This window comes from Streptomyces sp. NPDC004658 (genome assembly GCF_040609555.1).
Taxonomy (GTDB): Bacteria; Actinomycetota; Actinomycetes; order Streptomycetales; family Streptomycetaceae; genus Streptomyces.
In genome coordinates this window covers 1-13,991 of sequence record NZ_JBEXKG010000062.1, presented here as the reverse complement: position 1 = coordinate 13,991, position 13,991 = coordinate 1, and the positions used below count along the sequence as shown (strand labels likewise).

Genomic DNA, 13,991 nt, shown 5'->3' with positions numbered 1-13,991 from the left:
TGCCGGGCCTTGTCCGTGCGATCCTCCGGCTCCCGCCCGCGCACCGCATCGCCCGTGGGAGGTGATACCGCCCGCCGCTCGGCCGCCCGACCCGCTGGGGCCGGCACGACAGCCCGGGGGGCGTGCCGTCACAGGAGCCCCAGTTCCCGCGCGCGGCGCACCGCGTCCTGGCGCCGGTTCACGGCCAGCTTGCGGTAGGCGCTCTTGAGGTGGGTCTTGACCGTGTTCACCGACACGTACAGGTCGGCGGCGATCTCCTCCGTGGACATCATCTGCGCCAGTCGGCGCACGACGTCGCGTTCCCGTCCGGTCAGTTCCTCGTACACCGGCGGCACCACTCGCTGCCCGCCGCGCGCCGGGGAGTCGCGTCCCGTGGACCCCCGGGGGAGCCGGCCCTCGGCCGACGCGCCCGGCGGCAACGTGGGCAGCCATGGCCCGGCGTCCACGAAGGGGCGTCGGAGGCGCTCCCGGCGGGCTTCCCGGAGCGCCCGCGAGACGAGTGCGTGCTGGGCGGCGTGGTCTCCGTCCTCGCCCGCCAGTCGGGCTCTGACCAGGGCGACCCGTACGGTGATGGCGGGGCCGATGTCGCCCTGCGGCCGGATTCGGTCGAGCAGCTCGGCCGCGGCCCCGGGCCTGCCCGCGGCCAGTTGCGCCTGCGCGGCCCCCACCAGGCACACCGGCTCGTCGGCGGGCGCGTCCTCCAGCAGCTTGACGGCCGTCTCCGGCCGGCTCTCGGCGAGGTGGGCGGCGGCGGCCACGGACGCCGCGTGCGCCGCGGCCCACGGGGACGCCACGTCGGCCACGACGGCTCGGTCCGCCGCTTCGAGCGCGGCCTGTGGGTCGCCGCGGGCCAGCAGCATCCTCCCGGTGACGATGGCCCGCCCCGCCTGCGTCACCGGGTCCGGCGCTGGGTGCCGCGCGTCCACCGCCGCTTCGAGGAACGCCTGGGCCCGGTCCAGCTCGTCGCGTTCGACGGCCACCGCGGCCAGCACCAGCGATGCCAGCCCCGGCCCGGGGGGCGGGGGCGGGCCGTCCTGATCCAACGGGGCGACCGTGGCCCACGCCTTGCGTTCGGCTCTGCCCGGCCAGCCCTTCAGATAGTCGATCAGGGCCAGGTGGCCCAGGCACTCCCGGCGTGCCTGCGCCGTCGCCGCCGTCCCGCCGGAGTCGACCACGGTGGTCAGGGCCGCTCGGGCGGCTCGGACACGGCCCGCCCACAGTCGTGCCGAGCCGAGATGGGTGAGCAGGAGTGCCATCAGCTCGGGATGCGCTTCGAGAAGCGTGTCCGGCACCTCGCGCCGCACCTGCTCGGCGAACCGGGCCGCCCGCTCCGCCCGCCCCGGCGCACCCGTCAGGCGCGCGACCAGGGTTTCCAGCAAGGCGCAGCTCAGCCGGGCCGCGGCCAGGCCGGACGGGTCGCCGTCCGGTGATCCGGCCCGCGACGCCAGGGCCTGTACCGCCCGTCGCAGTCGGGCGGAGCCCCGCGTGACCTCGCAACGGGACAGTGCGCAAGCGGCGCGGACGAGGTCCGCGGCCGGGCCGGTGGGCTCGGGCCCCATGCGGGAGAACAGCTGGACCAGATCACCGGAGTGCAGGCCGGTGAAGACCTCCCCCAGGGCGAGGTCGCCGACGACGGCGCCGGCGGCGGTCTCCCAGTCGTCCGCCGCGGCCGCGTGGCCGAGCGCCTCGCCGAGGGATCCCGAGCGCCGCAGCCAGCGTGCCGCGCGGCGATGGAGCTCGGCTTCCAGCTCTGGGGAGCGCACCCGCAGATGGGCGCGGAGGATCTCCCCGAACAGCGGATGGAGACGGAACCAGGCGTGCCCGAGGTACTCGACGAAAGCGTTCTGGCCGTGCAGGGCGGCGAGGACGCGTTCGGCGTCGGTGCGCCCGGTGAGGGCGTTGGCGAGGTCGGGGCAGAACCGCCCGAGGACGCTGACCCGCAGTAACAGGTCCTGTGTCTCGGCTGTCTGCCGCTTGAGCACCTCGGCGAGCAGGAAGTCGGCGATCGTGGTGCGGTCGGCCTCGAACTCCTTGAGGAACGTCCGCGGATCCGGCTCCGCCCGCGCGGCCAGGGCGCACAGCCGCAGCCCGGCCGCCCAGCCACGGGTGCGTTCCACCAGCGCGTCCACGTCGTCGGCCGGCAGACGCAGGCCGTGCAGCGCCAGCAGGGCGTTCGCCTCGCGCGGTGTGAAGGCCAGCTCGGCGTTCCTGATCTCGGTGACGGTGCCGGCCACCCGGTGACGGTGCAGCGGCAGGAGGGGTTCGGTGCGCGTGACGAGGACCAGGCGCATACCGTGGAGCGCCTGCTGGAGGACGAATTCCAGCTGGTCCGCGACCTCCGGGTCGGTCACCCGGTCGAATTCGTCGATGATCAGGACCACCGGAGTGTCCCGGCTGCTCAGTTCGGCGGCGAGCCGCGTGAGCAGCCGGTCGTCCGCGCGGCCCGCCTCGGCGGGGAGACCGACGTCGGCGGAGACCGGCACGCGGGCGAGGCGCAGGGCTTCCAGGACGTACGCCCAGAAGGTGCCGCCCCCCTTGTCCGCCACCTGGGCGGTGAGCCAGGCAACGGGCTCGTGCCGGGTCGAGGCCCAGTCGGCGGCCAGCAGGGTCTTGCCCGCTCCGGCGGCTCCGTGCAGCACGGTCAGGGGGGTCAGAAGGGCCTCGTCGAGGTGGGCGCCCAGCCGGTCGCGCCGCAGGTACGTCGCGGGACGCGCCGGTACGGCGAACTGCGTCCGGAGGAACGGGTCCCCTCGGGGATCGGCGTGTGATGTGGCCGGCGCCCGTCCGTTCCCGCGCGGTACGGCCATGCTCCTCACCACCTCGGTCGTCGCCCGGTGGACGACGGAAGAAGGGCACAACCGCCCTGCTCACAGCAAGGACCGGATCCTTCCCGGCGCCGGCTGTGCCGGGCGCCGGTGGACAGTGAGGACGGCGCCCTTCGCTTCAGCCTACCCTTCCGGATCGCCGGGTTCGCGGTGGCCGCCGGGCCCGCCGCCCCGGCGCAGGCGTGCCAGTTCGAAGGACCGTGCGCCGAGACGGGTTGTCAGCCGGTGCTTCGCCGCAGCCGCCAGCGCGTCCAGACGCTGCTGAAGCTGGTTCAGGTCCGGCGAGAAGTCCCCCTTCGCCACCTGGCCGAGGACGGTCGCGACTTCCTGGTCGAGGGCGGCCATGGCCGCGCGGACCTCGCCACTGTCGATGTCCGCCTGGGCGATGTCCCAGGCGGTGCGGCACGCGTCACCCTGCCTGAGCGCTTCCGCCCTGGTCCGCTGCCGGTGCTCAGGTGACTCCGGCGCGCCGGGCGACTGCGGTAGCCCGGCCACCCAGTCCCTCGCCGCGCACACCTGCTCGAACTGCTTGCGGACGGCGTGCCGCTGCGCGCTGAGCCCCGATCGCTCGTCTCTGTGGCGCTGCCCCAGCGTTCTCACCGCGTAGTGGGCCACCGCCCCGAGAAAGCCTCCGCCGAGGGCTCCGCCGAGACCCACGAGCGCCGTACCCAGCCTGATCACACCTCTCAGTCAACGGCTTGTGGCTGCGGGTACGGCCGTCCACGCCGAACGCGTCACCCGTTGTGCCCGAGACCGGCACGCGGTCGGTCGAGTGGCGGGGGCCTCGACGACCCGGCGGACGGCCACAGTTCGTCCGGCAGGGTCCACGGCCATGACCGGCGTGTTCCTCCGCGAACGGACCGACTCCCGGCCGTCCCGGCGCCCGCGCTCCGGGATGCGGTCATCCGCGCCCGCTGGTTACGCTCGTTGAGTGGCCGGGGGGAACGTGCTCGTGCCTCGGTGCGGCTGGGGCGCCCCCTTCCCGACCGGCGGAGGCGGGAGTTGCGACGAGGTCCGCCCGCCGGCCCCGTCTCGTGACCGCGGCCTCACCGCGTTCTCTCTTCCCGGAGCAGCCCCCCCCCGCTTCCTGCCGGGAGCGCGCCGTGCCGCGCCCGTCGTTCCCCGTCGCCGCCGGTGACCGGAGCAGCCCGGCGTCCGGCCCACAGCCGCGGCTTACGGCCCGCTGATCAGCGGACGGGAAGGATCTGGGTGCCCGTCTGAACGGCCGGCGTCCCTGGGCCGTACCCCATGGCGGACCACGAGAAGCACCGCGGAAGGGAACCCTCACATGACCAGCCCATCGCTCCACCCCGCAGCGGGACCGGCCCGCCGTACCGTCATGGCGGCGGCCGGAGCGGCGGGGCTTGCCGCCGCGCTGACCGCCTGCGGTTCGGGCGACGACGCGTCCGGCACCGTCGACACCGGCTCGGGATCCGGCGGGTCCGCGCAGGACGGCGCCGGCGGCACGGCGCTGGCCAAGACCGCCGACATCCCCGAGGGCGGCGGCAAGATCTTCAAGGACAAGGGCGTCGTGGTCACCCAGCCGTCGGCCGGCACCTACAAGGCGTTCTCGTCCAAGTGCACCCACCAGGGCTGCGCGGTGGGCAGCGTGGCGAACGGCGTGATCGTCTGCCCGTGCCACAACAGCGAGTTCTCCGTGACGGACGGCAGCGTGAAGAAGGGGCCCGCGACGCAGCCACTGCCCGCGGCGAAGATCACCGTCTCCGGCGACGAGATCACGCTGGCCTGAACGGGCTCAGCGCCGCCCCCGCGCCCGCTCGAAGCCGCCGAGCAGCGCGTCGGTGGTCACCACCGTGGCGACCGGCGCGAGGGTGTTGCGGATCAGCGCGGGGGTGTAGTCGGCGGGCACGCCCGCGATGGCGTCGGCCGGTACGACGGCGGTGTAGCCGAGGTTGACGGCGTCGAACACCGCGTTGGGCACGGCCACGTTGGCGGAGACCCCGGTGACGATCAGCGTGCGGCAGCCGAGGTTGCGCAGCAGGGCGTCGACCTCGGTGCCGTGGATCGGGGACAGCCCGTGCAGCCGCCGTACGACGAAGTCCTCCTCGGTGACCTCGATCGGGGGTGCGACGCGGACCGCCTTGCTGCCGGTCAGCTGCTGCACGGGAAGCCGCTCGGCGGCCCGGAACAGACGCGCGTTGCGGTTCGCACCCCGGCCGTCGGGGCGGCGCTCGGCGACCGCGTGGATCACCTGTACCCCGGTCTCGTGGGCCGCGGCGACCAGCCGGGCCACGTTGTGCAGGGCGCCGGAGGAGCGTGCGGCGCGGGCGAGTTCGGGCAGGGCGCTGTCCGGGCCGACGACCCCCTGCTGGCACTCGACGGTGAGGAGGGCGGTGCGGGCGGGGTCGATGAGGTCGTCGAGTCGCTCGTACGACGGCATGGCACGTGCCCCCTTGAAGACGACGGCTTCTCTTTTCTGACGTGATGTCAGAGGATCACCATAGTTTTCTGACACGACGTGGGAGAAGAGGGGGCCGCATGACCGTCACACAGCAGCGCCGGGGCCGGAAGATCATGATGACGCCCGGCGAGCTGGACGAGTTCCTCACCACCCAGCGCACCTGCCGGGTCGCGACGGTCTCGGCCGACGGCGCACCGCACGTCAGCGCGCTGTGGTTCGCCTGGGACGGCACCTCGCTGTGGCTGTACTCGGTGGTGCGCAGCCGGCGCTGGGCCCAGATGCGCCGCGACCCCCGGGTGGCCGTCGTGGTGGACTCCGGCGAGGAGTACGACCAGTTGCGCGGGGTCGAGCTGTCCGGCCGGGTGGAGTTCGTCGGCGAGGTGCCGCGCCGGGGTGAGCTGTGCGCCGAACTCGACACGGCCGAGACGCTGTTCGCGCGCAAGAACTTCGGCCTGGACGAGATGCCGCACGACGGCCGGCACGCCTGGGCCCGGCTGACCCCGGAGAAGATCGTGTCGTGGGACTTCCGGAAGCTGGGCGGGGCCTAAAGGGTGTTGCAGAAGGCTTGGTGGCGGGCATTTTGCCTGTATGGGTGGGGTGTTGAGGGCTGAGCCGGTGTGGGTGGAGACGTTCACCGGGTTGCGGATGGGGCGGTTCGAGAAGCTGCTTCGGGTGGTAAGGGAGCGGGGCGGTAACGGCCCCGGTGGTGGTCGGCCGTGGTGTCTTCCGCTGGCCGAGCGGGTGCTGCTGGTGGCCGTGTATTACCGCACGAACCTCACCATGCGGCAGCTCGCGCCGCTCTTCGGCTGCTCACCGGCCACCGTCTGCCGGGTCATCCAGCGTCTGCGGCCGTTGCTCGCACTGGAGCCGGCGCCCAGGCCGGTGGCGGGCGTGGAACGGTTATGGATCGTGGACGGCACCCTGGTCCCGTTCCGTGACCGAACGGTCGGCGCTTCCTCGCGTAACTACCGGTTCTCAGCGAATGTGCAGGTCATCGTCGATGCCGACACCCGCCTGGAGAACCCGGCCCGTGAACGTTCCGTACTGCTCCCGAGCGGGTGTGCGGCCGGACCCTGGCTGTCACGCTCCCCCGCTCGGAATCCAGCCTGAAGGCCCCTACGGGCCTCTAGTAAGAAAGAACGGCGGGTCTTGTGGTGCCAGCTCCCTGACCCGCCACGACGGCAGCTCGGCACTCACCTTGTCGGCGTGCCAGAGTGACGACGTAGCCGCAGAGCCGTAGCACGCCCCGATCGGGTCGATCGCGGATGAGCGCTGTCGTAGGTTGCAGCGCACCATGCAAGCACCGAGCGCGTCGGCAGCCGCGTTCGAGTAGCCGCTTAGTGTCGACCGGCTACGGAAAGGCTGGCCCGCTCCCGCCGACACTTGGGTACGGCTCTCCACAGTAGCGAATACGGAATCAGTCGACGCGCTGCGAAATGCTGGAGCCCTACCTCGCCAGGGCCCTTTCAAGCGCCAGGTGGAAGAGCGCGGTCGGGTCTTCCACGAGTTGCCTGATCCGCTCGAAGTCGTGGCCGTGGAACCACTCGAAGATCCGGCCGCCGTCGATGTGTCCGTTCAGCACGTGGTGCAGGTGCGTGAGGATCATGGACTCCAGCCGGTATGCCTCACTCCTGGTCCCGACGGGGGCGGAGACCCATCCATCGACCAGGGCATACCCGAGGTTCCGCGCCTGGGTCTCGTATTTGTCGAACTGACGCTCAGGAGACCCGGTGGACCCAACCTTCACCACTGCGCGTAAGCCTTGGAAGCCCAGGACGTACAACCGACCACCCTCCTTATCCGGCTCCGGCAGCTCTTCACGCAGTCGCTTGCGTACCAGGTAGGAGGTCAGTCTGATCTCTGTTTGCTGCCACGGCGGCACAGCTCCTGCCTGGAGGGCAGATATCGCTTTCTCGCGAGCCGCCTCGGGACCGATCTCCTCAGCCCACTTCGCCATGATGACTTCGCGGATGATCTGTTTTGGGATACGTGGCACAGCGTCAGCTTCTCAGGCAGCACTGACAACCGATATGCGAACCGGCTGCCCGGCGAGCTGACCTGGTAGGAGCTCGTTTACGTGCAGCAGCAGCGCCCGGCGCCTGCAGGACATCGTCGACATCCGACCGCTTCAGCTCCTGACGGGGTCCGGGGAGAACTGGCTCCTGCCACAGGCCTACGCAAACCTCCTGGACCGCATGACCATCCGATCCCCGCAGGCTCACGGGCTGTTCGTGGCCAGCCTGCTACAGCTCGAACTCCAGGTGCTCCACGTCGATGAACCGGATCTCCTCCAGGCTGCCGGCGCGGCGGCCGCTGTCCTAGAAGTACACCTCCTTGAGCGCTTCGGCGGCGATCTGCTGGAGTTGCTGATCGCTGGCACCGGCCTCCTGGGCATCGAAGAGGCGGGCGGCGTACTGCGGGGGCAGCGCCACGGTCAGGTGCCGGAGCCGGGTCTCATCGGTGGAGCCGATCGGCGCGGTGTAGCCAAGCCGGGCCCGGGTGTCGATGACGATGCCAACGGTGGTCGCCGCGCGCTCCTTGGCCCTGGCGCGGATCTGTGACTGCCACCGCTTCTTCACCTCGCGCTCCAGACGCGCGGCGAGGTCCGGGCGCCGTCCAAGGCGGCAGAGGCAGTGACAGAAAACGTGATCAACGGATGGACGCTGTGGCACCTGGAGGATGGGCGCACGCTCGATGCCCTGCGCCGCGAGCTGGAATCACGCAACTCGCAGTAGTCCGGCTTCGAGCTGAGGCGGGGGTTCCATGTTGCCTCTGTCCACTTGATCGCAAGCACCGTTCCTGCAGTGGGCCTCAGTGCTGCCGAGCTCACGACCGCCCACGTCGCGCAGCAGCCTGGGTAGTTCCGGCTTGCCGGGTCTTTGCGGACTGCGGAACCGGTCGCCGAGAGAGCCCGGAAGCACTCGGTCAGCACGGGCGTACCGCTGTCACCCACGCGCGTGATACCTCGCCCACACCCAATCCGGGAGGATGGCCAAGAAGCCTGACCTACCAGCGGAAAGTAGGCTGTATGCCCCGTTCCCGCACTGTGATGCGGTATCTGACTCGCGTCACCACGATCGCTTGCTGCACCACCGCCCTTGCCATCACACAGGTTGTACAGGCCCACGCCGACAGCCGGACAGTCAGCTTCGACTACACACATCTGTGGACGACACCAGAGTTCGACACCGGCGGCGGTCCCGTCCACTTCACCGTCAAGAAGTGCAACCGGCCCAACAAAGACATGACGGTGAGACTGCGGCGCACCGACGGCCTCAACTACGACGTGGACAGCCAGACGATCAAGTGCCAGGCCGGCAGCAAGGTCATCATCGACGTCGGCAAGAACCCAGCAGGGACGTACGAGTTCGAACTCGGCAAACTCGATGACGGCACCCACTTCAAAGGCACCGCCACCTACTCGTTCACTTCTCCCCGGTAACCACGCCAGCAGGCCTCACCACCGGCACGAACTGCCGAGTTGGGCTCAGCGGAAAACGGAGACGTAGCCCGTTCCATCGCAGCTGAGTTGCCGTACCCACCGGCGGTGTGCGCGTCGCGGACCCGGGCGGCGAGCACCGCCACGGAGTGCCGGACCTTGTCCATCGCCTCGCGCAGCCCGGCCGTCATCTGCCGGACGCGGTCCGCGGTGAGCGGCGACCGCGTCGGTTCAGCGGCGTGCTCCTAGTCCTCGTCGTGCTCGCCCACGACTCCATCGTGCTCCGTGCCGACGGGCCGTACCAGGGCGTAGAAGCGGCTACGGACATCGGCGCTTCACCGTTCGTGTCGCCCGTACGATGATCGCGTGACAGCCCGCAGCGCCCTTGGCCCCGGTTCCCAGGCCCCGCAGAACATCGGCGCGGCCCAGGCCGATCTCCTCGATGTCCTTCCCGGGGTTCGCCTGCCCGACCTCGATCAGTTGCGAACCCGTGGAGTCCTTGGTGCCCGCCCGGCGACGCCCCCGGCGCCTCGGCGGACCCTCGGCACCGGCAGCGCTGCCCCCCCCTTCACCTCTCCCGACGCCCCAACCGGCGAGCCTCTGAGGAGACCCAGGTACGAGCCTCGCGGCTCAGGAAACTGGCGGCTCCTTGATGAGGATGCCGTCGGTGAAGAAGCTTGCGTCTGCTGTGGACCGGGCAGACCAGCCGACACGGTGGTTCACACCCCACGCGTGAGTCGAGGGCCTTCGCGGCCGGGGCGGAGAAGCGGACCGCGTACAGCTGTGTGGTCACCTGCGCCTTCCCCGGAGCTCCGCCATGTCGATGAAGTCGCTGTCGTCGTAGCCGGAGGCGACGAACGCGTCGACGGCCGGGGCAGAGACGAGGCGGCCCTGCCAGTCCTGGACGACCTCGTACAGCGGCGCGAGGGAGAACGTGCGCCGGGACTCCTCGAGGGCGGACGCCCAGTCCCGCTCGAAGGCCGGCACCCAGGTGTCGGCGCGCGCGTCGGCGCGCAGCTGGGCGAGGAGTTCGGCCGGCGCCCCGGGCACGGGGGCGTGCGGCGTGACGGGGGCGGTTCGAGGCGGTGAACAACCCCCCGCCCAACCCGCGCGGCGGACCTTCGCGCTGGGCACACGACAGCGCAAAACGGATCGTCGGCTGGAAGGTCGACACCCCCGAGAGCCTCCAGGAGAAGGTGGACGCGATCCACGACCTGGCCGCCGACGATCAGGTGGCCGCGCGGGTGGCCACCGACTTCCTGCGCCGCCCCGCCGTCGCCTCGAAGGCCATAGCCGACGACACGGCCAGGCACGCCGTGAACGAGGCGCAGTTCGACCAGTTCCGCCAGCAGGTTTAGTACGGACAGGAGCAAGCCGCCCCACAGTTGGACCAGCTGCGCCGCATGGAACACAACACCCAGTTCATGGAACTGGTCGCGGCCTGCACGCAGTTCACCGTCACCGCCGGAAGGATCGTGCCGAACCTGCGCGGCGAGCCCTACGACGACGCCGAACGCGAGACGATCCTGCGAGGCCTTGCACGGGTGAGGGCGTCGGCGGACTGGATCGAGAACGCGGTCACCCGCGGCGAGGTCGACCTGGACGAGCAGCTCCGGCCGCGTCCGCTTCAGCCTGGACCTGCCGAAGCAGGCGCTCCCAGGTCCCGTCGGCGGACCACAGCCGGTGGCGTTCGTAGACCGTCTCCCATGGTCCTAACCGCTCGGGAAGGTCGCGCCACTGCACGCCGTCCGCACCCGGTGCAGTATCCCGTCGATCACCTGCCGATGGTCCCGCCACCGGCCACAACGCCTGTTGCTGACCGGCAGGAACGGCCTCAACCGTTCCCACTCGGCGTCTGTCAGATCACCCCGCCCCATGTTCGAACCAACGAGCGAGTAGGGCGATAGTCACATGATCGGGCGGACAAGTCCTAGTTGAGCATGTGGGCGGCCTGGACCTGATGGAGGTGGATGAGGACGTCGTGGGTCTGGGTGAGGCGGATCTGGGGGGCGTCGGCGATGCCGGGGTAGGTGGCGCCGATGTTCTTGATGGTGTGGGGTTCGGCGAGCCAGGCGCGGGCCGCGGTGGGGGCGGTGCGCAGGTCGACGACGTAGTCGCGGTGGCGGACCTTGTCGAGGGTGTGTTCGGCGGTGCCGGGTGCGGCGGGTGCAGCGGTGAAGCGCTGCGGGGCGCCGTCGTGGTTGAAGGCGTTGAACGTGCCCTGGTTGAAGGTGAGGCCCACGCTCAGGTAGCCGGTGCCCAGTTGCTCGCGCAGGAACTCGCCCTGGACGCGGGGGTGGCTGGCGGGGGCGTAGGTCTTGAGGGCGGTGTGGCTGTTGTGGGCGGAGATCATGATCTTGCTGTCGGTGCGCTGCTGCCACCAGGCGATGTTGTCCGCCATGACGCGGTCGCGGTAGAGCATGGCGCCGGGGATGTTCCGGGGGTCGTCCCAGTCGAAGGCGTAGAGGGTGGTCATCTGGTGAATCGCGCTGGCGTGCTGCACGGCCCAGGCATGGGCGTCGGGGTCGGCACCGGGGTGCTGCTTGAGCAGGTCCACCGCACGGCCGGTCCGCTCGGCGATCGCCTTGCGCTCGGCGAGCGGCTTCGCGAAGTAGTCGTTGACGTAGGTTTCGGCGCTGACGGTGGGCCGCAGTCCTTGGTACAGCTCGGTGATCTGCGCGGCGAGTTCGGGGCTGGACGCGGCCGCGAACGTGTTCACCTTGTCGTACAGCTGCGGGCCGGCGAAGCCGTTGTCGTCGCCGACGAAGCGGACGGGGTCACCGGGGTGCTGGATGTTGTAGGAGCGCGCCCACTGGAGCAGGTCGCGGTACTCGGCGTTGTTCCACCAGCGGTAGGTGCCCTGGAACTCCTCGTCCATGATCTGCTTCAGGTCGCCCTCGCCCCGGGTGAGGTAGGCGTCGATCCGCAGTCCGCTGCTCCAGGCGGCTTCGAGGGCGAAGGTGCGGAAGCCCTTCTCCTCGACCAGGTACCGCAGCATCCGGTGCTTGAGGGTGACGAACTCGTGCGAGCTGTGGGTGGCCTCGCCCACGCCCACCACGGTGGCGTCGCCGACCATCGTGCCGAACGGGCGCAGGTCGGCGACGTTGCCGCGGGGTTCGGTGGTGCGCAGCGGGTGCGCCACCCGGTCGAGGGCGGCCTCGGGAGAGCGGAACGCGACGGCGTCGGGGGAGGCCGACGCCGCGGACGCGGCGGGCGGAGCGGCGGCGGAGGCGGCCGGAGCGACAGCCAGGGTGGCACCGAGCGGGACAAGCAGAGCGGCGAGCAGGAACTTGCGTGTGATCATGGCCCCAACCCTCGCCACCCGGGAGCTCCTCGCACCATCCGCTGCACCCCCCGATCGGCCCGGGGGTTTGCCTCACCCGCCGACGGGCGGGGTGGTAGGGCCCCGCTCCTGGTCGTGGACGGGCGTCAAGCAGGTCGCCCGGCTGGAGTCGAGCGGCTATCGGCGACTGGTGGTCGGCCCCCGTCGGCCGCCGTATCCGGCTGGCTTCTCTCTGAAGTCACCCGGAGCTCCGCAATCGCCTGTCTCTGAGAGGTACCGCGGTTTGGGGAACGGCGGCAGAGTCGGCTGGCTCTGTCCACGAGAACGGGTTCTGGCACAGGTTCCGTGCAGTGGCCACGGTGAGTGACGGCTGAGCGTCGCCGGGCAGCGCTCGAAGTCGCCCAAAAATGAGCGGTGGTCGAGGCAGGTGGGCTGACAGGGCGGGGCTGTGGAAGAGGTCGTGCTCCGACTGAAGGAGCTGTTGTTCCCGTCGATCGCGAACGTCGCGGTGCTGTCGGTGGACGTGAGCATCGCGATGGTGCGTGTTGACGCGAAGTGCACCACGATTGGCGCCGTCTGCCCGGAATGCGGGACCTGGTCGACCCGCGTTCACAGTTCCTACCTTCGATTTCCTGCCGACGTGCCCAGCGCCGGGCGGAGGGTCGTGCTGCAGCTTCGCGTCCGGCGGTTCCGGTGCCGGACGACCTTGTGTCGGCGCCGGACCTTCGTGGAGCAGATATCCGGCCTGACCCGCAGGCATGGTCAGCGCACGGAACGGCTGCGCTCGACCATCGCGGCACTCGGTCTCGCCCTGGCTGGCCGGGCCGGCGCCCGGCTGGCCGCCGTCCTCGGCGTGTCCGTGAGCCGGAGCACTGTCTTGCGCCTGGTCAACGCGCTGCCCGAGCCGGAAGTGCCGGCGCCGCGGGTGGTCGGCGTCGACGAGTACGCCACGCGCAAGGGCCGCCACTACGGCACCGTCCTCGTGGATGTCGAAACCCGCCGTCCAATCGATCTCCTCCCAGACCGGGAGGCATCCAGTCTGGCGGCATGGCTCGCCAAGCGGCCAGGCGTCGAGGTGGTCTGCCGGGACCGGGCACCGTTCTTCGCCGAGGGCGCCGCCGGAGCGCCGCAGGCCATCCAGGTCGCGGACAGATGGCACCTCTGGCACAACCTGAGCGAAGCAGCCGAGCGGAGTGTTGCCCAGCATCGCCGCTGCCTGCACGTTCTGACACCCGCGTTACCTGAGCCCCAGCCTGTGACAGTCCCAGCCGCGGGCCAGACCGAGTCGCCATGGCCACGCGGGCACCGGTTCGCCGACCGGACCCGTTCCCGGCACGCAGCCGTGCACGCCCTGCTGGAGGCAGGCCACAGCCAACGCTCGATCCAGCGACAACTCGGGATGACCTGGCGGACCGTCAAACAGTTCGCCGACGCCGCGAAGCCGGAGGACCTCTTCACCGGCCAATGGCAGAACCGGCCCTCCGTTCTCGACGACTACAAGCCCTATCTGAACGACCGCTGGAACGAGGGTTGCACCAACGCCTGGAAACTCTGGGAGGAGATCCTGCCCCTCGGCTACAAAGGCAGCTACCAGCGCGTCCGCGCCTACCTGCACGACAAACGCACCTCACCACGGCCGGTGACTGCCAGGCCGCCCTCGCCCCGCGCCGTGGCCGGATGGATCCTCCGGCACCCGGATACCCTCACCGAGTCCGAGCAGCTCCAACTCAAGTCCGTCCGCACACGATGCCCCGAACTCGACGCCCTGACCGGTCACGTCCGGTCCTTCGCGACCATGCTCACCGAGCGCCAGGGCGAACGCCTGCCGGACTGGCTCGACGCCGTCCGCCAGGACGACCTGCCCAGCCTCCACACTCTCGCGGCCGGTATCGACCGGGACCGCGACGCCGTCATCGCCGGCCTGACGCTGCCCTGGAACTCCGGAGTCGTCGAAGGCCACGTCAACCGGATCAAGATGCTGAAGCGTCAGATGTTTGGCCGCGCCGGCTTTGACCTCCTGCG

10 protein-coding genes and 4 pseudogenes are annotated in these 13,991 nt (G+C 70.7%); 6 read left to right on the top strand and 8 right to left on the bottom strand.

The features are described 5' to 3' along the window. Positions 1-128: 128 nt before the first annotated feature. Both ABZV94_RS21625 and ABZV94_RS21620 read right to left on the bottom strand, forming a co-directional pair. Positions 129-2,807: a LuxR C-terminal-related transcriptional regulator gene (locus tag ABZV94_RS21625; protein ID WP_356342496.1), complete on the bottom strand. Its 2,679-nt coding sequence runs from the start codon at positions 2,805-2,807 to the stop codon at positions 129-131. Between the two features lie 141 nt (positions 2,808-2,948). Next, positions 2,949-3,506: a hypothetical protein gene (locus tag ABZV94_RS21620; protein WP_356342493.1), complete on the bottom strand. Its 558-nt coding sequence runs from the start codon at positions 3,504-3,506 to the stop codon at positions 2,949-2,951. 607 nt (positions 3,507-4,113) lie between these two features. Here ABZV94_RS21620 and ABZV94_RS21615 point away from each other — a divergent pair. After that, entirely contained in the window at positions 4,114-4,575 is a 462-nt protein-coding gene (locus tag ABZV94_RS21615; protein WP_356342491.1) for a Rieske (2Fe-2S) protein, read from the top strand. 6 nt (positions 4,576-4,581) lie between these two features. Here the strand turns inward: ABZV94_RS21615 and ABZV94_RS21610 are convergent, their stop codons facing one another. Beyond that, positions 4,582-5,226, bottom strand: coding sequence for a cysteine hydrolase (locus tag ABZV94_RS21610; RefSeq protein ID WP_356342489.1), 645 nt, complete (start codon positions 5,224-5,226; stop codon positions 4,582-4,584). Between the two features lie 98 nt (positions 5,227-5,324). Between ABZV94_RS21610 and ABZV94_RS21605 the strand changes: the two genes are divergently transcribed. Further along, a complete protein-coding gene (locus ABZV94_RS21605) occupies positions 5,325-5,795 on the top strand; it encodes a pyridoxamine 5'-phosphate oxidase family protein (protein WP_356342486.1) in 471 nt (156 codons plus the stop codon). A gap of 40 nt (positions 5,796-5,835) precedes the next feature. Next, positions 5,836-6,264, top strand: a pseudogene (locus tag ABZV94_RS21600) (transposase family protein); the annotation flags it as partial. Positions 6,265-6,694: 430 nt separating this feature from the next. Here ABZV94_RS21600 and ABZV94_RS21595 read toward each other — a convergent pair. Further along, positions 6,695-7,243 (bottom strand): hypothetical protein, encoded by a 549-nt coding sequence (locus ABZV94_RS21595; protein WP_356342484.1) that lies wholly within the window; start codon positions 7,241-7,243, stop codon positions 6,695-6,697. Positions 7,244-7,490: 247 nt separating this feature from the next. Next, positions 7,491-7,943, bottom strand: a pseudogene (locus tag ABZV94_RS21590) (hypothetical protein). 332 nt (positions 7,944-8,275) lie between these two features. On the opposite strand from ABZV94_RS21590, the gene ABZV94_RS21585 reads away from it, so the two are divergent. Continuing rightward, the gene (locus ABZV94_RS21585; RefSeq protein ID WP_356342482.1) at positions 8,276-8,689 is read left to right on the top strand and encodes a hypothetical protein; all 414 of its coding nucleotides are present in this window, start codon (positions 8,276-8,278) and stop codon (positions 8,687-8,689) included. 786 nt (positions 8,690-9,475) lie between these two features. On the opposite strand, the gene ABZV94_RS21580 is transcribed toward ABZV94_RS21585, so the two are convergent. Next, positions 9,476-9,820: a DUF6247 family protein gene (locus ABZV94_RS21580; protein ID WP_356342480.1), complete on the bottom strand. Its 345-nt coding sequence runs from the start codon at positions 9,818-9,820 to the stop codon at positions 9,476-9,478. Between ABZV94_RS21580 and ABZV94_RS21575 the strand changes: the two are divergent. Further along, positions 9,772-10,239 (top strand): annotated as a pseudogene (locus tag ABZV94_RS21575) (DUF6192 family protein); the annotation flags it as partial. The gene ABZV94_RS21580 and the pseudogene ABZV94_RS21575 overlap by 49 nt on opposite strands. A 58-nt stretch (positions 10,240-10,297) precedes the next feature. Here ABZV94_RS21575 and ABZV94_RS21570 read toward each other — a convergent pair. Beyond that, positions 10,298-10,563, bottom strand: a pseudogene (locus tag ABZV94_RS21570) (transposase); the annotation flags it as partial. A gap of 53 nt (positions 10,564-10,616) precedes the next feature. Then, positions 10,617-11,990 (bottom strand): erythromycin esterase family protein, encoded by a 1,374-nt coding sequence (locus ABZV94_RS21565; protein WP_356342478.1) that lies wholly within the window; start codon positions 11,988-11,990, stop codon positions 10,617-10,619. Between the two features lie 427 nt (positions 11,991-12,417). Between ABZV94_RS21565 and ABZV94_RS21560 the strand changes: the two genes are divergently transcribed. After that, on the top strand, positions 12,418-13,991 hold a 1,574-nt coding region (locus ABZV94_RS21560; RefSeq protein WP_356342476.1), incomplete at its 3' end, for an ISL3 family transposase.

Bases quoted from the DNA above. Each gene is read 5' to 3' on its own strand.
- ABZV94_RS21625 (WP_356342496.1), bottom strand. From the start codon at position 2,807: ATGGCCGTACCGCGCGGGAACGGACGGGCGCCGGCCACATCACACGCC.
- ABZV94_RS21615 (WP_356342491.1), top strand. From the start codon at position 4,114: ATGACCAGCCCATCGCTCCACCCCGCAGCGGGACCGGCCCGCCGTACC.
- ABZV94_RS21610 (WP_356342489.1), bottom strand. From the start codon at position 5,226: ATGCCGTCGTACGAGCGACTCGACGACCTCATCGACCCCGCCCGCACC.
- ABZV94_RS21605 (WP_356342486.1), top strand. From the start codon at position 5,325: ATGACCGTCACACAGCAGCGCCGGGGCCGGAAGATCATGATGACGCCC.
- ABZV94_RS21585 (WP_356342482.1), top strand. From the start codon at position 8,276: ATGCCCCGTTCCCGCACTGTGATGCGGTATCTGACTCGCGTCACCACG.
- ABZV94_RS21565 (WP_356342478.1), bottom strand. From the start codon at position 11,990: ATGATCACACGCAAGTTCCTGCTCGCCGCTCTGCTTGTCCCGCTCGGT.